Source organism: Brevundimonas sp. NIBR10 (genome assembly GCF_027912515.1).
In the GTDB taxonomy this organism is placed as follows: Bacteria; Pseudomonadota; Alphaproteobacteria; order Caulobacterales; family Caulobacteraceae; genus Brevundimonas.
Genome location: NZ_CP115464.1, coordinates 3640026 through 3665173, shown reverse-complemented (window position 1 = coordinate 3665173; position 25148 = coordinate 3640026). Strand labels below are relative to the sequence as shown.

Genomic DNA, 25148 nt, shown 5'->3' with positions numbered 1-25148 from the left:
GAAGGGCATGGCAGGGCCGGGCAACGACCGACCTTCACAAAGTCCGGACGGGCAATATGTCCGGTCAGTCCGAGGCTGAGATTCTCGCAAGCAGTGCATTCACGAAATCGATTGCAGCGTCAGGGCCGAACACGCCCGCAACGCTAGGCTGAAACCTGCCGGAAATCGTGCAACCATCTCAAGTAAAAGAGAAATCTGGAGTGCCGAAAAACGATGTTCTTGATTTTTTAACCGTCGTCGACGCTTTTCCTTCCAAGGGGAGACTTCAACATATGGCAATTCGAATTTCATGGGCCCTTCGGCTCTTTGCGGTGGCATTGGTGCTTGCCTTCACACTCGCGACGGGGACGTCGGTGCTCTCGCTTCTGCGGTTGCGGGTCGGGGGTCCGCTGTCACAGCGACAGGCCGAGGCCAATGTGCTGCTCGCGGATATTCTGCCGCCGCCTCTCTATCTTGTTGAGTCGATGCTGGTCGCCCACCGCGGTGCGGAGGAGCCAGACAATGCCGATGCGCTGGCCAGAGCGCTGAAACAGCTTCGCACGGACTACGAGGCGCGCGATGCCTTCTGGCGGACGACCGAGCTATCGCCCGAAATCCGCGCCAACCTGGATCGCTCGGATGTCGAGGTGACGAAATTCTGGGGCATTGTCGATCAACAATACCTGCCAGCGCTCGCCGCCGGTGACCCTGCCGGGATTCATGCCGCGATCGCCGCCCTCACCGAGGTCTACAGCGCACATCGTCTGATCATCGATGAACTGTCCCGCCAGGCCACGGAGTCCGCCGAGGGCGTCGTCGCCGTCGCCGACCGCTCGACACAGATCATCTTCGCGCTCGTCGCCGCAGCATCGCTGTTCATGCTCGCGGTCGTCATTGGCGGCCTGTTGATGCTTCGGGCCAAGGTCGTGACGCCGATCATCAGAATGACGTCCTACATGGGTCAGCTGGCTGACGGCGACTATGAGAAGGATGTGCCGCATCAAGGTCGCCAGGACGAAATCGGCGATATGGCCCGCTCCGTCGGGGTGTTCCGTGAAGCGGTTCTGGAACGCCGCGCCGCCCGTTTGCTACAGCAGGAGAATGATGCCCGCAATCTGTCGGAAACCGAGCGCCGCGCCGCAGAGATCGCTGCCGAAGCCGCCAGTCGCGATCGCGTCGTGGCAGCCCTCGACGCGGGTCTGAAAGGTCTGGCTTCCGGCGATCTCAGCCATCGTATTGAGGTCAGCTTTCCCCCCGAGTTCGAGAAGCTTCGCCTCAACTTCAACAACTCCCTTCGTGCCCTTGAGGAAACCCTGTCCCTCGTGATCGAAGGTGCCAGTGCCGTGGAGGGCGGCGCGCACGAGATTTCGTCCGCCGCCGACGACCTGTCGCGCCGGACGGAGCGCCAGGCCGCCGGCCTGGAGCAGACCGCAGCCGCTCTGGACGAGGTCACCGCGACGATGCGCCAGACCGCGACTAACGCCGCTGATACCCAGGTCGCAGTTTCCCAGGGCAGGCAGACCGTGGACTCCACCAGTCTCGCGGCAAGCCAGGCGGTGGACGCCATGAAGCGGATCGACAACTCGTCACGCGAGATCGGCCAGATCATCGGTGTCATCGACGAAATCGCCTTCCAGACCAACCTTCTGGCCCTGAACGCGGGTGTCGAGGCCGCGCGGGCGGGGGAGGCCGGGCGCGGCTTCGCCGTGGTGGCACAGGAAGTCCGGGCCCTCGCTCAAAGGTCCGCAGAAGCGGCCAGGGAGATCAAGGCGCTGGTCGCTGAGTCATCCGACAGCGTCAAGAGCGGTGTCGGTCTCGTCGCCAAAGTGGGTGAAGCCCTGTCGGACGTCGTCGCACAGTTCGCCCAGATCGATGGGCTGGTCCAGGCGATGGCCCAGGCTTCGAAAGAGCAGGCTACGGGTCTCAGCGAGATCAACAACGCCATCAACGAGATGGACCAGGTCACCCAGCAGAATGCGGCCATGGTCGAACAGACGACTGCGGCAAGCCACAATCTCACGCGCGAGTCGCTGAACCTGGGCACCCTCATGAAGCGCTTCCAGATCGGCGGCGCAGGCAACGATTCTGTTCGCGGTCCCAATCCGGTCCACGCGGCTCTGAAACGTATCGAGCAAGGCGTGAACCCTGACGCCCCCCGCCCGACCCGCCCTCACCTTGTCCTGGCCGGCAACACGGTTCCCAAGGTGGAGCAGTGGGAAGAGTTCTAGGTCTCACAGGCGAGGCCTTCGCACGACCACCGCGGACCGAGCGCGGTCGTTGCCACCGCACGGCGGAGCGAACGCCCTGCGTGAGCCGTGCCCCGTTGCTTTCTGGTCCACAGCGTGTATAGAGCGCGCCTTCCCGCTGAGGCTTCGGTCTCGGCGGACCTGTCCGAGAACTTCGGGGTCTGGGGGTCACCCAGGCCGTAAATGTCAGAGAGCCCTCTGACGCCGTGGGGAGATGGGGAAGCGAAACTGGATCGCCGTTAAGCCCGCATGTCGGGATGACAGCCTCAGTCGCATCCTTCGGACATCGCTACCCGGCCCAGCGTTCCGCATTCGTGCGGCGCGCGACAGCCACGACGTCGTTCGGGAATAAGCCCGGGCGGCAACCCAAGACTGGAGACCGCAATGGACCGCGCACAAAAGGCCGAGTCGATCGAGACGCTCAAGGGCGTCTTCGCCGACGCCGGCGCCGTGGTCGTGACCCACAACCTGGGTCTGACCGTTGCGGAAATGGAAGACCTGCGTGGCCGGCTGCGTACCGCCGGTGGCGCATTCAAGGTGGTCAAGAACCGCCTGGCGCTGAAGGCCCTCGAGGTCGAGGAAGGCTCTGCCTACCACGGCCTGTTCAAGGGTCCGGTGGGCATCGCCTACGCCCCCGATCCCGCGACCGCCGCCAAGGTGTCGACCGAGTTCGCCAAGTCCAATGATCGCTTCAAGATCATTGGCGGCTTCATGGGCGAGACCGTCGTCGATCCCAAGGGCGTCGAGACCCTCTCGAAACTGCCCTCGCTCGACGAGATCCGCGCCTCGCTGCTCGGCCTGCTCAACGCCCCGGCGACCAAGATCGCCGCCGTCGTTCAAGCGCCCGCCGGCCAGCTGGCGCGCGTGTTCAACGCCTATGCCACGAAGGAAGCCGCGTAAGCGGCCTCCGACCTTCCATCTCTGCACACATCCAAACCAACCCCATCCTCCGAAGGAACTACTGAAATGGCCGACCTGTCCAAGATCGTCGAAGACCTGTCCTCGCTGACCGTCCTCGAAGCCGCCGAACTGTCCAAGCTGCTGGAAGAAAAGTGGGGCGTCAGCGCCGCTGCTCCGGTCGCCATGATGGCCGCTGCCGGTGGTGGCGCCGCCGCTCCGGCTGAAGCCGCCGAAGAGCAAACCGAGTTCACCGTCATGCTCGTCGACGGTGGCGACAAGAAGATCAACGTGATCAAGGAAGTCCGTGGCGTGCGCTCGGACCTGGGCCTGAAGGAAGCCAAGGACCTGGTCGAAGCCGCTCCGACCGCCGTCGTCGAGAACGTCTCCAAGCAAGTCGCCGAAGAAGTGAAGAAGAAGCTGGAAGAAGCCGGCGCCAAGATCGAAATCAAGTAAGCCTTCTGGCTTGCCCTGGCGGCCCTTGGGCTGCTTGAGGGCGATACGATCTCGGTCCCTCCTTCGGGAGGGCTCAGACTTCAGCAGGCCCGGCGAGCGATCGCCGGGCCTGTTTGCGTTGGAGCGGTGTCTCGACTCGGCTTGCAGCGCGTGATGTTGTGCAGGGCGAGGGAGCCATCACCATGACGATGCGACTGACATCCTGTGCGGCTCTGGTCGCCGTTCTGGTCCTTGTTGGGTGTGAGGCACCCGCACCGCCCGCACCGCCGCCCCCGCCGTCACCCCCCAGCCCCGACCTGCCCATGACGGCGGTCAAGGCGCGAGAGATCGTCGCGGGACTGCCGCTCACCTGCACCGAACTGGCCAGCCTTAAGATGGATATGGTCCTGTGCGAGGAACGTCAGGGCAAGCCGGCCGACCACGACGCGCTGAGGACCCAGTTGCGCGACCTGCGCTGGAACCTGCAAACCCAGCCGACCGACGTGGCGACGGCGCGATGCACTGCCGACATGGACACCCTGAGGGCCCAACCGAAGCCTCAGGTCTGCTGGGATCTGGGGATCAGCTGAGCGCATCGGCTGCGGCGCGCCTGACATCATGGGCATTCACCCGAAGAATCCGTTGGCCGATGCGCTGATTGCATGTGGTGTTAATCCCGAAGAGGTCGATGTCGAACGAGACGACCTCTGCCGGGAGGACGTGCTCACGTTTTCGACGACAGATTTTTCGAAGGCGAATCTGGACGGTCTTGCCGAGCTGTACCTGTCGTTCCCAAGCCGCTTTGTTTTCGCCTCGGATGATCTCGACGAGACATTTCAAGCCGCAGTCTCACAGTCGCCCAGAATTCTTGAGCTGCAATATCGACTCCGTACCCAGCAGGCGGATTGGTTGAAGGCGAAAGGATTGGCTGGCTTTCCGCCGTTTGACCCGGTGACAGAAAGCGTTCTTGCGTTTTCCAGGCGCGTCGAGGCGGCCTGTGGTTTTGGGCAAGGTGACTTGTTGTCAGTGGATGACGATGGAGCCGTCCGGATCGATCCGAAGGACTCTGGTCGGCTCACCTTGGACGATACACAAACGCTGATGGCCTTGATGGAAACCTTCGGTGCGAATGTGCCGTGGCGGATGATGGGGCAGACGGCGGAAGAGGGTCGGTGAGACCTCGGTGCCTCAGACGTCTATCGCCCACAACTTCGGCCTGGATCGCGGCCAGCCGCTTGCGGACCTCGGGCGGGGTGGCCTCTAACAGGGTCTCGTGCGTCGGCGTGTCCAGGACTACCGCCGTCGCGCCGCGAAGATGTCGCCCAGCCGGTCGGGCGTGCCTTCGACCCGCTCCAGCCGGGGATAGCGCAGGCCCCCGTGATAGTTCAGCGCCACGGTGCGGAAACGCGTGCCGTTCTTGAGGATGAGCGTGATCGGCGTCTCGCCGCCCTTGGCCGCCGTTACCGCATCGCGCAACACCTCGGCCGAGGCCGCCGTGTCGTTGACCGCGATCAGGTCCCAGCCCGCGCCGATGCCGGCCTCATAGGCCGGGCTGCCCCACAACACATTGCCCAGCCGGAAAGTGGTCCCGGTCAGGGTGAAGCCCAGCGAGTATTGGAAATCGGTCGCCCAGCCCGACTGCACCCTCTTCTCAAGCGCGGTCGGGGTGTCTGTATAGGTCAGCCGGTATCCGCCCCGTGTGATCCCGTCCAGCGGGGCCTCGGCCTCGGGTCCCACCGCGTCCAGCCGGCTGCGCAGGAAGGTGGCCCAGTCGTGGGCGTAGACCGCGTTCAGGGCGGCGACCAGGTCCTCGAACGTGTATCCGCGCGGGGTGAAGACGCCGTCCTCGACCCCGAAGAAGGCCTTGGCGAAATCGTCGAGCGACTTCTTGTCCGCCGTGCCCTCGCGGATCAGGGTGTCGGCATCCAGCCAGATCAGCGCGCTCTCGCGGTAATAGTCGCCGGTGCCGCGCATCCACGACGTCCACAGGCCGGGCACGCGATAGCCGAGCAGATTGTGGTTGTTGGTGTCCTGCAAGGCCCGCCACTCGCGGCCCGGCTGGTTCTGATAGAAGGCCGCGACCCCGGCCAGGCCGATCAGGGCCTCGTCCTTGGAGTGCAGGCCCGACCGCGCGGACAGGATGTCGCCCCAGTACTGGGTCTGGCCCTCATAGACCCACAGCAGGGTGTTCTGGGTCGGGACGTTGTAGTTGGCGGTCAGCTCATCGGCCGGCCGCATGAATTTGCCGTTCCAGGAGTGGGTGTATTCATGCGGCAGCAGCGCGCGCGAACCGGCGCTCTTGTCCCAGGCGGTGAAATAGTCGGGGGCCTGGGTGTTCTCCGACGACCGGTGATGCTCCAGCCCGATGCCGCCCAGCTGATCCGTCAGCCCCAGCAGGAACTCGTATCGGTCGAAATGGCGTGAACCGAACAGCCGGTCGGCCTGGGTCACCAGGTTCTCATAGAAGCCCAGCTGCTCGGCCGTCGGCGCGATGTTGCCGGGCCGGTCGGCGACGATGTTCAGGTGAACCCTGTCCCCCGTCGGATCGATGTCGATCCGGCGATAGTTGGCCCCGGCGAACATCGGGCTGTCCACCAGGGTGTAAAGGTCCACGGGCGCAAAGGTCGCTACTCCGCCCTCATAGCTCTGCGTGGTCAGGGCCGTGCCGTAGCCCCATCCGCTCGGCAGCTTGATGGATGGGGCCACCGTGATCCGGTTCGACGCGTATCCGGCCGGATACAGGATCGCCTTTTCCCACTGCATGTTGACGATGGCCGGGGTCATGGTCACGCGCCAGACGGCGTTGTCGGGCTGGGTCAGCCACTGGAAGGCGACCTCGATCTCGGTGACGCCTGCCGGCACATCAAGGTGAAACGCATAGGGCTCGACCGTGTCGCGCACCCATTCGATCCGCTGGCCGCCGCCCGTGACCGTCAGCCCGGCGATCAGCTGGATCGGCCCCGTGTCGGCGTGGTTGCCCGGCAGGTATTTCGGATAGAGCAGGGTCATCGGCCCGGCGTTCGCGACCGGGATCGTCTGGCGAACGCTGACGATCCTGCGATCCAGGTCGGTGACGTCGGCCTGATAACGGATCACCCCGGCGTAATCGACGTCGGTCCGGACCGGCGGGATGGCGACCTGGGCGGCGGGCAGGGCCAGCGCCGCCCGGGCCGGATCGGTGATCACCGCGGTCTGGGCGTGGACGGTGCCGGCGAGCGCCAGGGCGGCGAGACTGGCGATAAGACCGAGGGCGAGGGGCAGGGAACGCGACATGGCGGCTTTCAGATTGCGACGACCGCTTACCGTCCCTGTTCGTCGTTGACGGGTCAAGCGCGGCTGCTGCGGCCGAACCTGCTGCGACACTATGTTGCCACCTTCGGATTTTCGTGCGACTTAGGAAATGACACCGGTATCACCGGAAGGTTCTGGCGGGCAACGATCCCGTCGCAACACCCTGGGGAGGGGACATATGCGCAAGATCAGATATACGGCCGGACTCCGTCTGGCATCGGTTTCGGCCATCGCCCTGCTGATGGGGGCCGGTGCGGCCCACGCCCAGACCCAGCCCGAGCCGGACGAAGAATCCGCCGTCGTCGACGAGGTCGTGGTCACCGGCTTCCGCGCCTCGCTGGCCAACGCCCTCAACATCAAGCGCCGTGAGGCCGGTGTCGTCGACGCCATCTCGGCCGAGGACATCGCCGACTTCCCCGACACCAACCTGGCGGAATCGATCCAGCGTATTCCCGGCGTCTCGATCGACCGCGACGCCGGCGAAGGCCGTTCGATCACCGTGCGCGGCCTGGGCCCCGACTTTACCCGCACCCGCATCAACGGCATCGAATCCCAGGCGACCACCGGCGCGACCGATTCGTCGGGCGGCACGAACCGCGGCCGTGGCTTCGACTTCAACGTCTTCGCCTCGGAACTCTTCAACAACATCACCGTGCGCAAGACTTCGTCGGCCGAGGTCGAGGAAGGCTCACTGGGTGCCACGGTCGATCTGCGCACCAGCCGCCCGTTCGACAGCGGCGGCGCGGCCCAGACGGTGCTCTCGGCCCAGTACGGCTATAACGACCTGTCCCAGGAATACAGCCCGCGCTTCGCCGGCCTGATTTCTCGCACATGGTTCGACGGCCGCATCGGGGCGCTGTTCTCGCTCGCCTACAGTGACAAGGATTCGATCGAGGAGGGCTTCAGCTCCGTGCGTTGGGGCCCGGCCAACGGCGACAACGGCTTCCAGAACCCGGCGGCCCTGCCGGGCGGATCGACGGCCGCCGCTGGCCTGTTCCATCCCCGTATCCCGCGCTACGGCCGGCTGACCCACGGTCAGGAGCGGCTGGGCGGTACCCTGTCGCTGCAGGCGCGTCCGATCGGCGATCGCACCCTTTTCACCTTTGATGCCCTGTATTCCAAACTGGACTCGACCCGTCGCGAACAGTTCCTGGAAGCCTGGTCGCTGAGCCGCAACGCCTCGGCGGGCGGCAAGCCCGAGGTCGACATCGTCACGGCCGTCGCCGATCCGAACACCGGCGAGCTGGTCTATATGGTGCTCGACGACATGGATATCCGTACCGAGAGCCGGTACGACGTCCTGGAAACGACCTTCTCGCAATATACGATGAACGTCGAACACGAGTTCGCCGACAACGTCCGCTTCACGGGTGCCGTCGGCCGGGCCAAGTCCGAGTTCGCCAACCCGCTCCAGGTCAATGCGATCATCGATCGCCAGAATACCGACGGCTACAGCTGGGACTTCCGCGGCAACCGCGACCTGCCGCTGATCAACTACGGCTATAACGTCGCCGATCCCAACGCCTGGACCTTTACAGGCCCCACGGGTCTGCAGCCCCGCACCGAGCTGCGTCTCGCCTCCAGCTACCAGACCAACATCTATACGACCGCCGAGGGCGGGTTCGAGTGGGATGTGAACGACATCCTGACCCTCAAGGCCGGGGCCAGCTACAAGGAATACACCTCGACCGGCACCGGCTTCGGGCGGGCCGACAACACGGCCCCGGCCCTGCCTGCCGGGACCTCCATGGCCTCGGTGACGGGGCTTTTGACCGGGTTTGGTCGCGGTCTCGATCTTCCCGCCGGTTCGGCGACGACCTGGGTCATTCCGAACCTGGAGGCCCTGCGCGCGCTGTGGCGCTGGGATTGCGGCTGCAACACCGGTGTTCCCGGCGGCGACTTCCGCCAGCTGGGCCTCGAGACCGGCACGACGTCGCTGGCCAGCTGGCGCGAGGTCACCGAAAAGGACACGGGCTACTGGGTCCAGGCGGACTGGAGCACGGAACTCTTCTCCATGCCGTTCCGGGGCAACGTGGGTGTCCGTCAGGTCAAGACCGAGGTCGAGTCCCTGGGCTTCTCGGCGATCGGCGGCGTGTCTGTCGCGACACCCGGCAGCAACGAATATGACGACACCCTGCCGTCGATCAACGTGTCGCTTGAGCCGGTCTCGGACCTGATCCTGCGTTTCGCAGCGGCCAAGGTCATCGCCCGTCCTCCAGTCACCAACCTGATCCCCGTCTTCACCCTGTCGGCCCTGACCGCCCCGAACCCCAGCGCCTCGTTGGGCAACGTGGACCTGGAGCCTTACCGCGCCAAGACCTATGACTTTGCGGTCGAATGGTATTTCGCGCCGGAATCCCTGTTGTCCTTCGCCTACTTCTACAAGGACATCTCCAGCATCGTTCAGACGACGTTGCAGAACCTGACCTACGCCCAGCTGACGGCGCTCAACCCGGTCGCCTTCCCGGCCGGCGGCGGTCGCGACCCCACACTGTCCTATGTCTATTCGACCCCGACCAACACGCCGGGTGGACCGCTGAGGGGCTGGGAAATCAGCTACCAGCAGCCGTTCCGTTTCCTGCCGGGCTTCCTGTCCAACCTGGGGACCCAGCTGAACTACACCCACGTCGAGTCCGAGATCGAATACTGCACGACCTCGGCCTGTACGGCCTTTGTCACGGCCGATCTGGTCAACCTGTCGCCGAACGCCTGGAACGCGACCCTCTACTATGACGACGGCAAGCTGAACGCTCGCGTCTCGGCCGCCTATCGCGACAACTATTACCAGAACGTCCCGGGCAGCAACGGCGGCTCGCGCGGCATCCCGGTCCAGGGCAAGACCGAGACGCTCAGCATCGACGCCTCTGCCTCGTACCAGCTGACGGATCAGGCCTCGGTCTCGATCGAAGGCATCAACCTGACCGACGAGCCGAACCGTCAGTATCACGGCGAACTCGGCGGCACCCGGGACAGCACCTACGTCTATCACCACACCGGACGTCAGCTGTTCGTGGGCGTGCGCTACAAGTTCTAGCGCCGACGCATCGGACCAAGAAAAAGGGCGGCGGGGTATTCACCTCGCCGCCCTGTTCGTTTGTGCCGGGGTTCAGCCCCCGGCCCGTGCCTTGGCCCATTTCTCGAGCCAGTGGATGTCATAGTCGCCGGTGACGATATCGGGCTCGTTCAACAGCTTCTGGAACAGGGGGATGGTGGTGTCGATGCCGCCGATCACCATCTCGTTCAGCGACCGCTTCAGCCGCGCGATGCATTCGTTGCGGTCGCGGCCGTGGACGATCAGCTTGCCGATCAGGCTGTCGTAATAGGGCGGGATCGAATAGCCGGCGAAGATCGCGCTATCCAGCCGCACGCCCAAGCCGCCCGGTGCATGGAAGTCGGTGATCGTGCCGGGCGAGGGGGTGAAGGTCTCGGCGTTCTCGGCGTTGATCCGCACCTCGATGGCGTGGCCCTCGAAATGGATGTCGTCCTGGGTGAAGGACAGCGGCAGGCCGGCCGCGATGCGGATCTGTTCGCGGACCAGATCGACGCCGGTGATGGCCTCGGTGACCGGGTGCTCGACCTGAAGCCGGGTGTTCATCTCGATGAAGAAGAACTCGCCGTCCTCCCACAGGAACTCGATCGTGCCGACGCCCAGATAGCCGATGGCGGCGATGGCCTTGTTGACCGTCTCGCCGATGGCCTTGCGACCTTCGGCCGACAGGGCGGGCGAGGGGGCCTCTTCCAGCACCTTTTGGTGGCGGCGTTGCAGCGAACAGTCGCGCTCGCCCAGGTGGACGACATTGCCGTGGCTGTCGGCGATGACCTGGATCTCGATATGACGCGGCTTCTGGAGATAGCGCTCCATATAGACCGCGCCGTTGCCGAAGGCCGACTTGGCCTCGGTCTGGGCGGTCTGGACGGCCTCGACCAGGTCCTCGGCGGTCAGGGCCACCTTCATGCCGCGCCCGCCGCCACCCGCCGCTGCCTTGACGATCAGGGGAAAGCCGATGGTCTTGGACGCCTCGATGGCCGCCTCGATGGTCTCGACCTCGCCGGCCGAGCCGGGGACGCAGGGGATGCCCGCGTCGAGCACCGTCTGTTTGGCGCTGATCTTGTCGCCCATGACCCGGATATGTTCGGGCTTGGGCCCGATGAAGGTCATGCCGTGGGCCTCGACGATCTCGGCGAAACGGGCGTTCTCGGACAGGAAGCCGTAACCGGGGTGGATGGCCTGGGCCCCGGTGATCTCGGCCGCCGCGATGATCGAGGGGATGTTCAGATAGGATTTGGCGGCCGGCGCCGGACCGATGCAAACACTTTCGTCGGCCAGCCGCACCCACATGGCGCCGCGATCGGCCTCGGAGTGAACGGCGACGGTGGAGATGCCCATCTCCTTGCACGCGCGGTGGATGCGCAGTGCGATCTCACCACGGTTGGCGATCAGGACCTTGGTGAACATCTCAGGACTCGAGCAGGACGAGGGCTTCGCCGTACTCGACCGGCTGGGCATCGCCGACCAGGATGTCGGCCACGACGCCGTCGCGCGGGGCCTGGATCGGGTTCATGGTCTTCATCGCCTCGATGATCAGCAGGGTCTGGCCCTTCTTGACCGTGTCGCCGGGCTTGATGAAGGCGGGGGCCTCGGGCGAGGCCTGCAAATAGACGGTGCCGACCATGGGCGACTTCACCGGCTCGCCCGACTTGGCGACGATGGTCGCGGGATCGGACGGCATGGACACGGGCGCAGCGGCCGCGGCCGCGACCGGGGCCGGGGCGGGGGCTGCGTGGGCCGGGGCCGCCGCGTACTGCATTACCGGGGCGGCGGTGATCTCGCGCGCAACGCGGATGCGCAGCTCGCCCCGCTCGACCTCGATCTCGGTCAGGGAGGTGTCGTTCAGGATATCGGCCAGCTGGCGCACCAGGGCGGCGTCGATTTCCACGACGGGATCGTTCTTCAGGGGTTTGGCGTCGGCCATGGGGTGAGCCTCTTTGTTGTTAGACCGAACGGTCCGTCGCGACGCGGCGTTCCCGCGCCAGCTTGACGGCGGCCCGGACGGCCAGGTCGTAGCTGCCCGCGCCGAAGCCGGCGATCAGGCCGGACGCAGCGGGGGTGATGAATGAATGGTGCCGAAAGGCCTCCCTGGCAAACAGGTTCGACAGGTGGCATTCGACGACGGGAATGGACAGGGCCTTGACCGCGTCCAGCATGGCGACGGAGGTATGGCCGTACGCGGCCGGGTTGATGACCAGTGCGGCCGCCTCGGTGCGGGCCTCCTGGATCCAGTCGACCAGTTCGCCCTCGTGGTTGGACTGGCGGAAGACGATCGCGAAATCATCGGCTGCCGCCTCGCAGATCGTCTGGACGTCGGCCAATGTCTCGTGGCCATAGATGTCCGGCTCCCGCGTCCCCAGCAGGTTGAGGTTCGGGCCGTTCAGGACGTAGATGACAGCCGGTTGGGGCATCGGGTTCCGGTCGGGCCTTTTGCGGGGTCGCTTGGAATCGGGCGGCCTTTTAACCGACGTGCGGCCAAGGTCAAAGTCGAGTGCTGAAAGGGTGACGTAAGGGTATGCGCGTTCAAGTCAACGGAGATACGCTGGACGTCGCCGCCGGGACGATCCTGGGCCTCGTCGAGGAACTGTCCCTGGACCCGAGGAAGGTCGCCGTCGAGCGCAATCTGGAGATCGTCCCCCGATCCCTGCATGGATCGACCGCACTGGCCGAGGGCGACCGGATCGAGCTGGTGGTCTTCGTCGGCGGGGGGTGAGGTCAGACCTCTGGCGCTGGCGGACCCTCGGGTTCGAGGGAATCACAGGGGGCGAAGGTCAAGAGAGGCTTGCCGTCCCTGGCGACAATGAACGGCTCACCACTTGCAGCCTCATCCACCAGACGAGACAGATTTCCCCTGGCGTACTCAAGATCGTAGGTTTTCACCGGCGCTCACCATGGGTTGAGTATCGGCAAGCTAGCTTTCGCCCATCCAAGGCGCAATCGTCGACACATCGTCCAAGTTGGCTCGCATCAATCGTCGCAGCGGACTAGATACGGCCATGACCTCCGCTCCTTCCGACACCTGGACCGTCGCCGGCCGCACCTTTTCCAGCCGCCTGATCGTCGGCACCGGCAAATACGCCGACTATGCCCAGAACGCCGCCGCCGCCGAGGCCGCGGGCGCCGAGATCGTGACGGTGGCCCTGCGCCGCGTGAACCTTAGCGATCCGTCACAGCCCATGCTGGTCGATTACGTAAAGCCCGACCGGTTCACCTTCCTGCCCAACACCGCCGGCTGTTTCACCGGCGAAGACGCGGTGCGGACCCTGAGGCTGGCGCGCGAGGCGGGGGGCTGGGACCTGGTCAAGCTGGAGGTTCTTTCCAACACCGCCCACCTGTATCCCGACATGATCGAGACGCTGCGGGCGCTGGAGATGCTGGTCAAGGACGGCTTCGACGTCATGGTCTACTGCACCGACGACGTGGTCATGGCCAAACGTCTGGAAGACGCCGGCGCCGCCGCCATCATGCCCGCCGCCGCCCCGATCGGTTCAGGCCTGGGAATCCAGAACCCGGTCAACATCCGCCTGATCATCGAACAGGCGACCGTGCCTGTGCTGGTCGACGCCGGCGTCGGCACGGCCTCGGACGCCACGGTGGCCATGGAGCTGGGCTGCGACGCCGTCCTGATGAACACCGCCATCGCAGCGGCCAAAGATCCCATCCTGATGGCCTCGGCGATGAAGCACGCCGTCATCGCCGGCCGGCAGTCCTATCTCGCGGGCCGGATGCCCAAACGGATGTACGCCGACCCGTCCTCGCCGATGGCGGGTCTGATCTGACGTCTATCACCCCTGGGCGCAGAGGGGCCCGAGCGCGGAGGGGAAAGCGCACCCCGGCTGTGGCTGGGAGCGTCGTCCGGTTGAGGATGGAAATGGTGCCTGGGGGCGGATTCGAACCACCGACACGCGGATTTTCAATCCGCTGCTCTACCAACTGAGCTACCCAGGCGCACATATCCGGCGAGGCATGGCCGTCGCGGGAGCGGGGTCTATAATCGAGCCGATCCGGGGTGTCCAGCGTCGTTCAGTCGTCTTCGCCGCGTTGATGCAATCCGGAGCCGGCCGGCGCATCGTCCGTGGGTTCGTCGTCACGGACGGGGATGGCGTATCCGCCGCTGAACCACTTGCCCAGATCGACGTCGGCACAGCGGCGCGAGCAGAAGGGTCGGTATTCGGGGGTGGCCGGATGCCGCTTGCAGATCGGACAGGTCGCCATGGTCAGGCCTCGTGGATGTCGCTGCGTCCGGGCAGAACGCCGGGGTCGGGTTTCAGTCCGGCACGGGGGCCCAGACGCGCGACCAGGGGCGCGGCCAGGACGGCCTCGGCCGGGGCGCAATGCATGACCAGGCGCGGGATCGTGGTGTCGGACAGGATCGCGTGACGCAGCCGCCGGACGATACTCAGGGTGCGGGTCAGCGCGGTCTGGCGGCCATCCCAGCCGTTCAGGACGTCTTCCAGCGGGGCCCGACGCCACGGCAGGGCCAGCTGGAAAACGCCGAACCGGTTCAGTGGTCCGTAGGCGATGTCCGGGGCGACATCCGGGTCGGCACCAAAGGCGGCCCTGGCCTCGGCGGCGACGATCGCGGCATCGTGACCCGTTCCGATCAGGTCGACCGCGACCAGTCCGCCCCAGCGCTTGAGCCGGATCAGGCGGGCGGCGTGGACGAGGCCAAGCCGGTTCGCAGCCGTCCTGCCCTTTCGTCCGTCACGACCCGGCAGGCCGACATAGTCGATATCGACCGCGATCAGGGCGCGGGTGCGCTGGACCGCCAGATCGAGGCCGATCTCGGCATAGAAGTCCCCGTCGGCCAGCGCCTCTTCCTCGGCGTCCCAGGACGCCTGGACGGCGGCGACGCCGGTCTGGACCGGGACGCCGGGGGCGAGGCGGGCGAGATCCTCGGCGACGGATGCGCCGGGCTTCAGCAGGCGCGGGTCGCCTTCGGCCGGGCCGATCAGGCGCAGGGCCGGGCCCTTGCGTTCGTGGGGCTCGGCCGTGACCTCGACCTCGATCGCCTGGCCGACGCGCAAGGGCGCGGCCTTGGCAAACGGCAGGAAGCCCATCGGAGGCTCTCCGCCCAGATCGACGAAGGCGGCACCCAGGCCGGGGTCGGCCTCGACCACCCGGCCGACGGCGCGCGCACCGAGCCGATGGGTGGGGTCGTCGGTCTCACGCTGAATCAGCAGGGTTTCGAAGTGGCCGTTCCGCGCGATCATGCCCCGGGTCTCGCCGGGCTGTTCGTCGAGGAAGACCTCGATTTCGGACATCAGGGACGCCGCCAGCCCGCGCCGGCCAGCAGGTTCACGGTCTCGAACAGCGGCAGGCCCATGACGGCGGGATAAGACCCGACGATGCGGGTCACGAAGGCCCCGGCCGGACCCTGGATGCCGTAGCCGCCGGCCTTGCCGCGCCAGTCGCCGCCGGCGACGTAGGACGCGATCTCGGCGGGCGAGAGGACCTTGAACGAGACGCGGGTATCGACGACGCGGTGGATCGTCCGCTCGGCCGTTGCGACGGCGACGCCGGTGAAGACGCGGTGGTTGCGGCCGGACAGCAGGGTCAGGAATTTCATGGCCTCGGCCTCGTCGGCGGGCTTTTCCAGCAGGCGGCGGCCGACCGCGACGACCGTGTCGGCGGCCAGGACCACGGCACCCGGCGACCGGGCGGCGACGACCTCGGCCTTGGACCGGGCCAGGCGGGCGGCGAGGCGCGACGGGGTTTCGTCGCGCCCGGGAGTCTCGTCGATGTCGGCGGGGTCGATGCGATCGGGGGTGATCCCGATCAGCGCCAGCAGTTCGATGCGGCGCGGGCTGGCCGAGGCCAGCACCAGATCAGGACGCGACAAGCGCGCGCCCTTACTTGAAGCGGTAGGTGATGCGGCCCTTGGTGAGATCATAGGGGGTCATCTCGACCAGCACCTTGTCTCCGGCCAGGACGCGGATGCGATTCTTGCGCATCTTGCCGGCGGTGTGGGCGATGATCTCGTGGCCGCCCTCTTCCAGGGTCACGCGAAAGGTCGCGTTCGGAAGCAGTTCCGACACCGTACCGGGAAACTCGAGCAGTTCTTCCTTAGCCATGCGGCCTCTCACGCCCCGTGAATACGAATCTGGGCCCGCGCCGGGCGAAGCGCGAGCCGTAAGAAGGGGCGGCTAATGCACGAAGATGGCGGGGAAGTCGAGTTCAGCCGCGCCGATACAGGGCGCACACCAGCGTAAACAGCCGACGGGCCGTCTCGTGATCGACGACGACCTTGCCCTCGAGGCGCTGTTTCAGCAGTTCGGCCCCTTCGTTGTGCAGGCCGCGACGGCCCATGTCGACGGCCTCGATCTGGCTGGGCGAGGAGCCGCGCAGGGCCTCGTAATAGCTGTCGCAGATCAGCAGATAGTCCTTGAGGACCGTCTTCATCGGCGTCAGCGACAGGGCATAGGTGCGGGCGAAGCCTTCGGCGGCGCCCTGTCCCGCGATGTCGAAGACCAGCCGGTTGTCCTGGAGCGACAGGGCCAGGGCATAGGGGCCGGTGTCCGAACCGGCGGGTTCGAAGCTGTTCTTCTCGACCAGGTCGAAGATGGCGACGCGGCGTTCGTGCTCGATCTCGGCGGTCGCGGCCGGAAGAGTGGCGGCGTCCAGGGTGATGGAGGCCAGGCGGTGTTCACTCATGACTCAGACTCCTCGCCGTCGAGGTGGGTGGGAGCGACCCGCGCTTCCCAGCGGTCGGACAGGTCGGCGACCACGGCGTCCAGGCATTCGACCTCGGCGCGCAGGTCGCCGCCGCCCGCGAACATCAGGGTGACCTTGCCGCCCGGGGCCTCGCCCTCCTCGAAGTCGATGGCGAGCAGTTCCAGCGGGGTATCGGGCAGGCGTGGCAGGCCGCGGCTCTTGACCGCCAGGACGTCGCCGAACTGCATGGCCGCCATGACGCGGGTACCCCCGCATTCCCAGCAAAAGCGGCTGAGCGTCAGGGTCAGGCGGCGCGCGGGCCGCTCCCAAACGATGTCGGCGGGCCTCAGGATGGCGTCCTGAAGCGCGGCCGAGATGATGGCCAGGTCCTCGGCGTCCTCGGCCAGAAGGCGCAAGGGTTCGTTGGCACCGGATTTCGTGCTTTCGACCTGGGCCGCGACCTCGGCCTCGGTCGGGGCGGCGGGCTGGACGCCCACACTTGGAATGTCGGTGTCAGTGCTCATCGGCGGGCCCTTCCACCGGCGGCCCATGGATGCGGCGGATCTCGGCCCCGCAGGCACCGAGTTTCTCCTCCAGCCGCTCGAAACCGCGATCCAGATGATAGACCCGACCGATGGTGGTCTCGCCCTCGGCCGCCAGACCGGCGATCACCAGGCTGACGGAGGCGCGCAGGTCGGTGGCCATGACCGGGGCCCCGCGCAGCCACTCTACGCCCGTGACCTTGGCCTCGCCCGCGTGGACGGCGATCTGGGCTCCCAGCCGACCCAGCTCGGGCGCGTGCATGAAGCGGTTCTCGAAGATGTTCTCGTGGATGGTGCTGACACCCTCCGCCGTCGTCATCAGGGCCATGAACTGTGCCTGCAGGTCGGTGGCGAAGCCGGGATAGACCTCGGTCTGAACGTCCACGGCCTTGAGCCGTTGCGAACGGTCGCGCCTGACCCGGACGCCGTCCTCGGTCGGCGTGACCTCGACCCCGGCCTGGATCATCCGATCCGTCAGGGCGTCGATCAGCTCGGGTCGGGCCTTCGTCAGCCGCACGTCGCCGCCCGCCATGGCCACGGCGCAGGCATAGGACCCCATCTCGATCCGGTCAGGGATGACGGCCCAGTCGGTGCCGGTCAGCGACGTCACGCCGGTGATGGTCAGGGTGTCGGTGTCCACCCCCTCGATCTTCGCGCCCATGGAAATCAGGCAGCGGACCAGATCGCCGATCTCTGGCTCACGCGCAGCCCGCCTCAGCACCGTCGTGCCGTGCGCCAGGACGGCGGCCATCAATGTGTGTTCGGTGGCACCGACCGAGACGAACGGAAACTCGATCTCGGCCCCGCGCAGGCCCTTGGGCGCCATGGCCGAGACATAACCCTGATCCATCTCGATGGAGGCCCCCAGCTTGGACAGGGCGTCGATGTGCAGATCGACGGGCCGGGCCCCGATGGTGCAGCCGCCCGGCAGGGAGACCTTGGCATGACCGGTGCGCGCCAGCAGCGGCCCCAGCACATTGAACGAGGCGCGCATCTGGCGAACCAGGTCATAGGGGGCGAAGGTCGAGGTAATCGACCCGGCATCGAACACGGTCTGCTGGCCGTCCGCCCCGTCGGACTCGGTCACCGTCACCCCGAACTGGCGCAGCAACTGGCCGAGGAATTTCGTATCGGCCAAACGCGGCATATTGGTCAGCCGCACGGGCTGGTCGGTCAGCAGGGTGGCGGCCATCAGCTTGATCGCCGAATTCTTGGCGCCGCTGACCGGGATCTCCCCGTAGAGCTGAGTTCCGCCCTGTACCGCGATGCTGTCCATGTCGTTCCTGATTCGGATCGTCAGAGGGCGGAAGGGCCAGAGGTCCGACGAAGGGTCGGCTATCTAGCGCGGCCGTAGGGTCCAGCGAAAGGCCCGCAGGCCCCGTGCCCGATGACTTTCAGTTGCCGGGACGGCTCGGCTGCCGGTGCGCAACCTTGCGCCGACGCAGGTTGTCACGCAGCGCCGAGGCCAGCCGCGCGGCCTTTGCCGCCTGTTCGGGCGACCTCGCGGGCGGCGGCGTGGGCTTGGCCACGGGGGCGGGTGGATCCGGCGCTTCTGTCATCCCCACATCAAGCCTTGGAATTCTTTCCGAGCCAAGCGGCTTTTCGGGCTTCCCCCCCGCCAGTCAGTTGGCTATACGCCCGGTTCCTCAGATTTGGCCGCCGTAGCTCAGTGGTAGAGCGCATCCTTGGTAAGGCTGAGGTCGTGGGTTCGATTCCCCCCGGCGGCACCATTTCCGACAGTCGTGGCCCTCAGCCCGACGCCAGACCGCGTTCGGCCGCAAGGCTGAACAGGCGGCTCACCTCCACATCGACCTGATCGGCGTTGTCCAGTTCGACGATCGAGGTCAGGCGTTCGGACCAGCTTTCCTTGCGGACTGACGGCGTCAGGCGCGGCGATAGGGTCGGATCCAGCTTCAGGCCCAGCAAGGCCCGGCCACCCTTCAGGGGGCGCATGGCGACGAACTGCACGGTGCGGCTGAACGCGGTGTAGCCCTTGCGCTGCCCGACAATGACGCCCTCGACGTCGGTCGCCACGCACTCGACGGCTTCGAGGATAGCCAGGGCGGCCGGGTCCTTCCACAGCGCTCGACGCAGAGCCTGCGGTTCGCCCCAACCCATTCCGGAGGTCGGTTTCATGGCGTCGAGGATGTGGGCCGCATGGTTCTGGAGCACGCCGTGTTCGGCCTTGAGCCAGGCGGTCTGCGCGCGCGGCGTCGTCTCGGGGCAGGATTTCATGACCTCGAGCCAGGCCGTCAGAGGCTTGCCGGTGTTCTTCTCGAAATTCGCCTGGACGGTGGCGAACCACTTCTTCTGACGCTCGGTCAGGACGACGCCGCCGGGTTCGGAGGCGGGCATCAGTCCTTCGACTTGCCATCGCCGATGAAGGCACCGGCGATCCAGCTGACGATCCCGGTGACAATGGCGGCCCCGATGCCGGCGCCCAGGCCATCGACCACGAAACCGCCCAGCAGCATGGCGACCAGGCCGATGGTGGCGGCGTTCACGACCAGCAGGAACAGCCCCAGGGTCACCACGGTGATCGGGAAAGTCAGGACCACCAGGATCGGCCGCACGAAGGCGTTGACCAGCCCCAGCAGGACAGCGGCGAGCAGCAGGCTGGGCGTGTCGGTAAAGCCGACGCCCGGCACGATGGCCGAGGCGAGCCACAGGCCGGCGGCCGTGACCAGAAACTGGACGATGAACCTCAACATGGGCGTCTCCTTGATCGCGGACCAAGCTTAGCAGAAAATCACGGCTGTCAGTGTCGCAGGGCGGAACCGCAGATCACGGCGTGCGCTTTCGTGGCACGCAACTGCACAATGGGGATATCCATGACCGACAACCGCATCGACGGCGCCGCCACCGGCCTGACCGGCAAGCTTCAGGACGGCCTCGGTCGCCTGACGGGCGATTCCAAGCTTCAGCTCGACGGCAAGCTGAACGAGGTGAAGGGCAAATATCTGGACGTCTATGGTCGCGGCCTGGATCGTCTGGACGGCTTCGCCGCCAAGGCGCCCACCGATCTCCAGGAACCCGTGCGTGCAGGCCTGGACTTCGCCCGTCGCAAGCCCTTCCTGACCACGGCGATCGTGGCGGGCCTGGGCCTGCTGCTGGCCGGCGCGGGTGGACGTCGCCGGTAGTTGACGTCACGTCTCCGGGCGCGGAATGACGCGTCAGCTGTCACTGCGACCTGACCGTCATCTCCCGCTCTGAGGACTATACCGCCATATTGTCGATCAGCCGGGTCGTGCCCAGCACGGCGGCGGTCAGGACGCGGCCGGGACCGTCCACGCGGCCGTTCTCGAAGGGCGACAGGTCCGGCCGGCGAATGGCGACGTAGTCGATCCGCGCGAAACCGGCGGCCAGCAGGGCAGACGCGGCCTCGGCTTCCACGGCGACGATCGATGCGCCCCCGGCGGCCTTGATCGCCGTCTCGGCCAGGATGCCGTTCAACCGCCGCGCGACCTCCAAATCCGGCTCCGAAAGATAGCCATTGCGCGACGACAGGGCCAGGCCGTGGCCGTCCCGCGCCGTGGGCACCCCGACGATCTGCACCGGCATGTCCAGGTCCGTCACCATCCGCCGGATCACGGCCAGCTGCTGCCAGTCCTTCTCGCCGAAGACTGCGACGTCAGGCTGGACCTGGTTCAGCAGCTTGGTGACCACCAGGGCGACACCGCCGAACATCTGCGGCCGCGCCGCGCCTTCCAGGGTCTGGGACGGGCCACCCGTCGCCGCATCGCCGACGGTGATCCGCGTCACGGCACCGGCCGGATACATCTCCTCGACCGACGGCGCATACAGCAGGTGGCATCCCGCCCCGGCCAGCAGCTCCGCGTCGCGCGCTTCGCGCCGGGGATAGGCCCCCAGGTCCTCGTGCGCCGCGAACTGGGTCGGGTTGACGAAGACGCTGGCCACCACCCGGTCCGCCTGCGTCAACGCCTCTGTGACCAGGGCCAGATGCCCGTCGTGCAGGGCCCCCATGGTCGGAACGAAGCCGATGCTCAGCCCCTGGCGACGCCACGCGCCGACGACGGCGCGCAGGTCGGCGATCGTGCGCGCGATCGGCAGGTCGTCTCCGGGGGACGGCGTTTCGGTGACCATGGTTATGACCTTAACCCTGTTCGCGAACGCGGCTTCAACGCCTCGTCCCTAAAGTCAGCCGTATGACGTCCGGCAGAATGCTTCGTCCAGTCCTGGTTTGCGTATCGGCCCTGGCCACCGCCTCGTGCGGCATGGTCGAGGGCGACCCGAATCGTTTCGAGTCGATGGCCCGTGCGGTCGCCGAGGTCCCCCTCGACGGCTCGACCGATGCGCCGACAGCTTCGGCGCGGGAGCAGGGGCTTCGTCCCGCCTTCGCCTCGCATGAGACGGCTCCCCGGACGTCCAGCCCCGGCCGTCTGAAGGTCGAGGTCATGGACCCGCACGACCTGTGGGATGCCCGCGACGCCGGTCTGCGCGGCGCGATCACGCAAGGGGCCACCCGCGCCGTCGAGGCCGCCGCCCCCGCCGTCGCCGATGCCGTGGTCCAGCGCGTCTCTGACCGGATCGCCGAGGCCGCGCCGATGCGCCCCGCCATCGCTCGGGACGCAGCCCCCGCCGCCGCCCGCACCACCATCCAGCTCGGCGCCTATTCCAGCCCCGAGGCCGCCCGCGCCGCCTGGACCGACGTGTCCTCCGGGTCCGCCCGCAGCGCGCTCAAGGGCCTGACCCCGGTGTTCGAGGCGGTCCAGGTCAACGGCCGCCCCTTCACCCGTCTAAAGGTCGCCGCCCCCGCCGACGCCGCATCCGCCATCTGCCGCGCGGCCGAGGTGACCGATCCGTGGTGCGCGCGCCGCACCTGAACCGGCTCGCGCCGATCGTCCCCAGACGTCTCTTAACCTTTCGTTGACCTTCGCGGCCCGTGGCCCGATTCTGCGCGTCTGTACGTGCGACCTGATTCTCGCACCTCATCCAACGGGACGCAGCACTCATGGCGGCACAAGTCATCGTCGTCGGCAACGAAAAGGGCGGGGCGGGCAAGTCCACCCTGGCCATCCACATCGTCGTCGGCATGCTCCATGCGGGACACCGGGTCGCGATCCTCGATCTGGACCTGCGCCAGCGGTCGATGGCCCACTTCTTTTCCAACCGTGCTGCCTGGACAGCCGCCAATGGCCATGTCCTGCCCATGCCAGTCGAGCCCGACATCGGCGACGGCAAGGCCTTGGCCAAGGCCTCGTCCGAGGACCAGTTGGCCCGGTTCGAGACCGCCTTCGCCGAGGTCCAGGACAGCGACGTCATCGTCATCGACACCCCCGGTGGCGATACGGCCCTGTCCAGCGCGGCCCACGCCCGCGCCGACCTGATCGTCACCCCCATGAACGACAGCTTCGTCGATTTCGACCTGTTGGGTCAGGTCGATCCAGTGACGCTGGATCTGCTCAAGCCCTCGATCTACTCCGAGAGCGTCTGGGAGGCCCGCAAGCAGCGCGCCATCAAGGAGGGCCGCCACGCTGCTATCGACTGGCTGGTGGTCACCAATCGCCTCGCCGTCGCCGAGGCCCGCAACCGGCGTCGTCTGGAAGAAAAGATGCTGAAACTGGCCAAGCGGGTCGGCTTCCGCGTCGGACCGGGGCTGCGCGACCGCGTCATCTATCGCGAACTCTTCCCCTTCGGCCTGACCGTGGCGGACCTGAACGCCGACATTCGCCCGGTCGCCGTGTCCCTGGCCCACGTTGCGGCGCGTCAGGAGATGCGCAACCTCATGCAGGCCATGGGCGTCGAGGATTCGGACGCCGGTGCCGCCCTGGGGCAGGCGGCTCTGGATGCGGCGGCCTGATCCATGGCGCTGATCGGGCTGGCCCTCGCGGCGATCGCCGTCTGGGCGCTGGTCCGGCTGGGGCGGCAGGGTGAGACCCCGGGCAAGGGCCACTGGCGCATCGCCGCCACGGTGCTGGGCGCCGTCATGCTGGCCGGAGCGGTGCTGGCCGGTTCACGCGGATCGTGGCTGATGACCGCGGGGCTGGCCGGGGCAGGGGCCTATCTGATCTTCAGTTCCCGCATTCGACCGGCATCGCCGCGACAGGCACCGTCTCTGGGCCAGCCCCTGACCGAGGCCGAGGCCCGCGCCATCCTGGGTGTCGCGCCGAACGCCACGCCCGAAGCGATCAACACCGCCTGGCGCCGCCTCATGGGCCGCGCCCACCCCGATCAGGGCGGCACCGAAGGCCTGGCCGCCCGGGTCAATGCGGCGCGGGACAGGCTGCTGGGGCGCTGATTTTCTTCTTCTCCCGCGCAGCGGGGGAAGTGTCGCGTCCCTGAGCCCCCGGGTCCGAGCTTCGCTCGGCCCGAGGACAGGCTCCGCGAAGGCAGCGACGATGGGGGCTGTGTTGGCCATCACGCGAGAAGTCTGACTTCCCCCAATCGACCCTGGTCTCGCTGCGCTCGACGCCGGGGATGGTTTCCCCCGCAAGCGGGGGAAGAACCTCGACTACGCCCCCGGCCGCACCACCACACAGGTCACCCGACGCGCGGCCAGGGCTTCGCAGGCGTTCTGCGCCCCCTGTTCGGTCAGGTTGGTGAAGCGCGAGCGATACCAGCCCGCTGCTGACTGAACCGAACGCTCAGCCGTCGTGAACTGGCTGCGGAAGCGGCGGTTGACCTCGGTCAGCCAGTCGCGCGCCACCCGCTCTTCGCGGAAGGCACCGACCTGGACCGCCCAGCGATTGGCAGGCGCAGGGGCCGGGCGGGCAGGGGCGGGGCGCGCGGCCGGCGGCGGCGCGCTGCGGGTCGTCGCCGTCGTCGCCCCGTTCAGGGACGCGGTCAGGTTGGCCGGTGGGCGGCTGTCGGGGCGCGCCACGGGTGGCGAGGCGACCGGGGCCGGGGTGCTGACCACCGACGCATAGGAGCGGGTCCCCGGCGGCAAGGCCTGTCCGGGCGTGCCTGCCACATGGATCGGGGACTGCACGGGGGTCTGGGGCCGATACGGCTGGGTCCCGTAGGGCATACCCCCGGCGGCCGGCCCGCGCTCCCCCTCCATCGCGGCATAGGCCACCGGCCCGCCGCCCGGCGTCGAATCCGGGCTGCCGACACCGAAACCGCGCTGCTCGAAGAAGGTCTGGGCGACCTGGATGTTCTCGCCCCGGGCCCGGCGGCTCTCGACCTCGAAACCGGTGTTCATCAGCTCGGCGACATGGTCGTTGCGCGTCGCGGCCGATCGCCCGCCCAGCACGATGGTGATGATCCGACGCCCGTCGCGTACCGCCGAGGCCGCCAGATTGTAGCCCGAGGCGTTGGTGAAGCCGGTCTTGATCCCGTCATAGCCGTTGCCGCCCAGCAGCAGGCCGTTGGTGTTACGGTATTCCCGCCCCTGGTAGTTCCAGTCGTGCAGGCCGAAATAGCTGTAATACTGAGGATAATCCCGCATCAGCGCCCGCGACAGGATGGCCAGGTCCCGCGCCGAGGTGATCTGGCGGCTGTCGGGCAGTCCGTTGGGGTTGACGTAGCGCGTCTGGGTCATGCCCAGGGCCTGGGCCTTCAGCGTGGCCATGGCCGCGAACCGGGCCTGGGACCCGCCGACATGCTCGGCCAGGACCATGGCCATGTCGTTGGCCGATCGCACGGTGGTCGCCCGCATGGCGTCGTCCAGCCGGATCGTCTGTCCCGCCGCGAGCCCCAGCTTGGACGGCGGCTGGGATGCGGCCAGGGGTGATACGGTCACGATGTCGTCGGGGCTGACCTTGCCCGCCTCGATGGCCTCGAACACCAGATACAGGGTCATCATCTTGGTGACCGACGCCGGATAGCGTGCGTCGTCGGCGCGGCGCGCGAACAGCACCTCACCGGTCGTCGCATCGACCACGATGGCGGCATAGCGGGCGTTGTCCGACGACTGCGCCACGACCGGCGACAGGAAGGGCACCCCAAGCGCCACGGCCAGGCTGATCGCCAGCAGAACCGCGCCGATACGACGAATATACCCTGTCATCATCAACCCGCAGGCCTCGCGATTGGGACCGGCCGCCATGGACGGAAGGACACTGGTGTGGTGCGGCCCCCCGGCGCGACGTCTTT

The 25148-nt window shown here is 67.0% G+C and carries 28 protein-coding genes and 2 tRNA genes; 13 read left to right on the top strand and 17 right to left on the bottom strand.

What is annotated here, in order from left to right; translation table 11 throughout:
- Positions 1-200 precede the first annotated feature (200 nt).
- The 5 genes from O5K39_RS17925 (at position 201) to O5K39_RS17905 (ending at position 4733) form a co-directional block, all read left to right on the top strand.
- Positions 201-2207, top strand: coding sequence for a HAMP domain-containing methyl-accepting chemotaxis protein (locus O5K39_RS17925; RefSeq protein WP_271144960.1), 2007 nt, complete (start codon positions 201-203; stop codon positions 2205-2207).
- Between the two features lie 402 nt (positions 2208-2609).
- Positions 2610-3125, top strand: a complete 516-nt coding sequence (gene rplJ / locus O5K39_RS17920) for a 50S ribosomal protein L10 (protein ID WP_271144959.1) — start codon at positions 2610-2612, stop codon at positions 3123-3125.
- A gap of 66 nt (positions 3126-3191) precedes the next feature.
- A complete protein-coding gene (gene rplL, locus O5K39_RS17915) occupies positions 3192-3578 on the top strand; it encodes a 50S ribosomal protein L7/L12 (RefSeq protein WP_271144958.1) in 387 nt (128 codons plus the stop codon).
- 182 nt (positions 3579-3760) lie between these two features.
- A complete protein-coding gene (locus O5K39_RS17910) occupies positions 3761-4147 on the top strand; it encodes a hypothetical protein (protein WP_271144957.1) in 387 nt (128 codons plus the stop codon).
- Between the two features lie 52 nt (positions 4148-4199).
- On the top strand, positions 4200-4733 hold the full coding sequence (locus tag O5K39_RS17905) for a hypothetical protein (protein WP_271144956.1): 534 nt from the start codon (positions 4200-4202) through the stop codon (positions 4731-4733).
- 117 nt (positions 4734-4850) lie between these two features.
- Here O5K39_RS17905 and O5K39_RS17900 read toward each other — a convergent pair whose 3' ends face one another.
- A complete protein-coding gene (locus O5K39_RS17900; protein ID WP_271144955.1) occupies positions 4851-6830 on the bottom strand; it encodes a peptidase M61 in 1980 nt (659 codons plus the stop codon).
- Between the two features lie 196 nt (positions 6831-7026).
- Between O5K39_RS17900 and O5K39_RS17895 the strand changes: the two genes are divergently transcribed.
- Positions 7027-9882, top strand: coding sequence for a TonB-dependent receptor (locus tag O5K39_RS17895; protein WP_271144954.1), 2856 nt, complete (start codon positions 7027-7029; stop codon positions 9880-9882).
- Positions 9883-9954: 72 nt separating this feature from the next.
- Here O5K39_RS17895 and accC read toward each other — a convergent pair whose 3' ends face one another.
- From accC to aroQ, 3 genes are read right to left on the bottom strand one after another with little or no spacing between them, the layout of a single operon-like run.
- Entirely contained in the window at positions 9955-11304 is a 1350-nt protein-coding gene (gene accC / locus O5K39_RS17890; RefSeq protein ID WP_271144953.1) for an acetyl-CoA carboxylase biotin carboxylase subunit, read from the bottom strand.
- A 1-nt stretch (position 11305) separates the two neighbouring features.
- The gene (accB, locus tag O5K39_RS17885; protein ID WP_271144952.1) at positions 11306-11821 is read right to left on the bottom strand and encodes an acetyl-CoA carboxylase biotin carboxyl carrier protein; all 516 of its coding nucleotides are present in this window, start codon (positions 11819-11821) and stop codon (positions 11306-11308) included.
- A 19-nt stretch (positions 11822-11840) separates the two neighbouring features.
- A complete protein-coding gene (gene aroQ, locus O5K39_RS17880) occupies positions 11841-12308 on the bottom strand; it encodes a type II 3-dehydroquinate dehydratase (protein WP_271144951.1) in 468 nt (155 codons plus the stop codon).
- Positions 12309-12412: 104 nt separating this feature from the next.
- Here aroQ and thiS point away from each other — a divergent pair, with 104 nt between their 5' ends.
- Complete coding sequence (gene thiS, locus O5K39_RS17875) at positions 12413-12610, top strand: sulfur carrier protein ThiS (protein WP_271144950.1); 198 nt, start codon at positions 12413-12415, stop codon at positions 12608-12610.
- Positions 12611-12893: 283 nt separating this feature from the next.
- Positions 12894-13676 carry a thiazole synthase gene (locus O5K39_RS17870; RefSeq protein WP_271144949.1) on the top strand — a complete coding sequence of 261 codons (783 nt, stop codon included), beginning with the start codon at positions 12894-12896 and terminating at the stop codon, positions 13674-13676.
- Positions 13677-13769: 93 nt separating this feature from the next.
- Here O5K39_RS17870 and O5K39_RS17865 read toward each other — a convergent pair.
- The 9 genes from O5K39_RS17865 to O5K39_RS17825 form a co-directional block, all read right to left on the bottom strand.
- Positions 13770-13845 (bottom strand) — tRNA-Phe (locus O5K39_RS17865).
- A 75-nt stretch (positions 13846-13920) separates the two neighbouring features.
- On the bottom strand, positions 13921-14112 hold the full coding sequence (gene yacG / locus O5K39_RS17860; RefSeq protein WP_271144948.1) for a DNA gyrase inhibitor YacG: 192 nt from the start codon (positions 14110-14112) through the stop codon (positions 13921-13923).
- A gap of 2 nt (positions 14113-14114) precedes the next feature.
- Positions 14115-15161, bottom strand: a complete 1047-nt coding sequence (locus O5K39_RS17855; RefSeq protein WP_271144947.1) for an RNA-binding protein — start codon at positions 15159-15161, stop codon at positions 14115-14117.
- Positions 15161-15739 (bottom strand): nucleoside triphosphate pyrophosphatase, encoded by a 579-nt coding sequence (locus O5K39_RS17850; protein ID WP_271144946.1) that lies wholly within the window; start codon positions 15737-15739, stop codon positions 15161-15163. The genes O5K39_RS17855 and O5K39_RS17850 overlap by 1 nt, the downstream gene beginning before the upstream one ends.
- Positions 15740-15749: 10 nt before the next feature.
- The gene (infA, locus tag O5K39_RS17845) at positions 15750-15971 is read right to left on the bottom strand and encodes a translation initiation factor IF-1 (protein WP_271144945.1); all 222 of its coding nucleotides are present in this window, start codon (positions 15969-15971) and stop codon (positions 15750-15752) included.
- A 103-nt stretch (positions 15972-16074) separates the two neighbouring features.
- Positions 16075-16551, bottom strand: a complete 477-nt coding sequence (locus O5K39_RS17840; protein ID WP_271144944.1) for a UPF0262 family protein — start codon at positions 16549-16551, stop codon at positions 16075-16077.
- The gene (locus O5K39_RS17835; protein ID WP_271144943.1) at positions 16548-17075 is read right to left on the bottom strand and encodes a DUF2948 family protein; all 528 of its coding nucleotides are present in this window, start codon (positions 17073-17075) and stop codon (positions 16548-16550) included. Before O5K39_RS17835 ends, O5K39_RS17840 begins: the two co-directional genes overlap by 4 nt.
- Entirely contained in the window at positions 17065-18369 is a 1305-nt protein-coding gene (gene murA, locus O5K39_RS17830) for a UDP-N-acetylglucosamine 1-carboxyvinyltransferase (protein ID WP_271144942.1), read from the bottom strand. Before murA ends, O5K39_RS17835 begins: the two co-directional genes overlap by 11 nt.
- Positions 18370-18487: 118 nt before the next feature.
- Positions 18488-18652 carry a hypothetical protein gene (locus O5K39_RS17825; RefSeq protein WP_271144941.1) on the bottom strand — a complete coding sequence of 55 codons (165 nt, stop codon included), beginning with the start codon at positions 18650-18652 and terminating at the stop codon, positions 18488-18490.
- Between the two features lie 96 nt (positions 18653-18748).
- Between O5K39_RS17825 and O5K39_RS17820 the strand changes: the two genes are divergently transcribed.
- A tRNA-Thr gene (locus tag O5K39_RS17820) sits at positions 18749-18823 on the top strand.
- Positions 18824-18842: 19 nt separating this feature from the next.
- On the opposite strand, the gene O5K39_RS17815 is transcribed toward O5K39_RS17820, so the two are convergent.
- Positions 18843-19448, bottom strand: coding sequence for a DUF4287 domain-containing protein (locus tag O5K39_RS17815; RefSeq protein ID WP_271144940.1), 606 nt, complete (start codon positions 19446-19448; stop codon positions 18843-18845).
- Entirely contained in the window at positions 19448-19804 is a 357-nt protein-coding gene (locus O5K39_RS17810) for a phage holin family protein (RefSeq protein ID WP_271144939.1), read from the bottom strand. The genes O5K39_RS17815 and O5K39_RS17810 overlap by 1 nt, the downstream gene beginning before the upstream one ends.
- A gap of 120 nt (positions 19805-19924) precedes the next feature.
- On the opposite strand from O5K39_RS17810, the gene O5K39_RS17805 reads away from it, so the two are divergent.
- Positions 19925-20233, top strand: a complete 309-nt coding sequence (locus O5K39_RS17805) for a CsbD family protein (protein ID WP_271144938.1) — start codon at positions 19925-19927, stop codon at positions 20231-20233.
- A 76-nt stretch (positions 20234-20309) separates the two neighbouring features.
- On the opposite strand, the gene panC is transcribed toward O5K39_RS17805, so the two are convergent.
- Positions 20310-21197 carry a pantoate--beta-alanine ligase gene (gene panC / locus O5K39_RS17800; protein WP_271144937.1) on the bottom strand — a complete coding sequence of 296 codons (888 nt, stop codon included), beginning with the start codon at positions 21195-21197 and terminating at the stop codon, positions 20310-20312.
- A 77-nt stretch (positions 21198-21274) separates the two neighbouring features.
- Here panC and O5K39_RS17795 point away from each other — a divergent pair, with 77 nt between their 5' ends.
- From O5K39_RS17795 to O5K39_RS17785, 3 genes are all read left to right on the top strand, one after another.
- On the top strand, positions 21275-21937 hold the full coding sequence (locus tag O5K39_RS17795) for an SPOR domain-containing protein (RefSeq protein WP_271144936.1): 663 nt from the start codon (positions 21275-21277) through the stop codon (positions 21935-21937).
- 128 nt (positions 21938-22065) lie between these two features.
- A complete protein-coding gene (locus O5K39_RS17790) occupies positions 22066-22914 on the top strand; it encodes a division plane positioning ATPase MipZ (protein ID WP_271144935.1) in 849 nt (282 codons plus the stop codon).
- A gap of 3 nt (positions 22915-22917) precedes the next feature.
- Positions 22918-23352 carry a molecular chaperone DnaJ gene (locus O5K39_RS17785; protein WP_271144934.1) on the top strand — a complete coding sequence of 145 codons (435 nt, stop codon included), beginning with the start codon at positions 22918-22920 and terminating at the stop codon, positions 23350-23352.
- Between the two features lie 213 nt (positions 23353-23565).
- Here the strand turns inward: O5K39_RS17785 and O5K39_RS17780 are convergent, their stop codons facing one another.
- The gene (locus O5K39_RS17780; protein WP_271144933.1) at positions 23566-25065 is read right to left on the bottom strand and encodes a serine hydrolase; all 1500 of its coding nucleotides are present in this window, start codon (positions 25063-25065) and stop codon (positions 23566-23568) included.
- Positions 25066-25148: the final 83 nt, after the last annotated feature.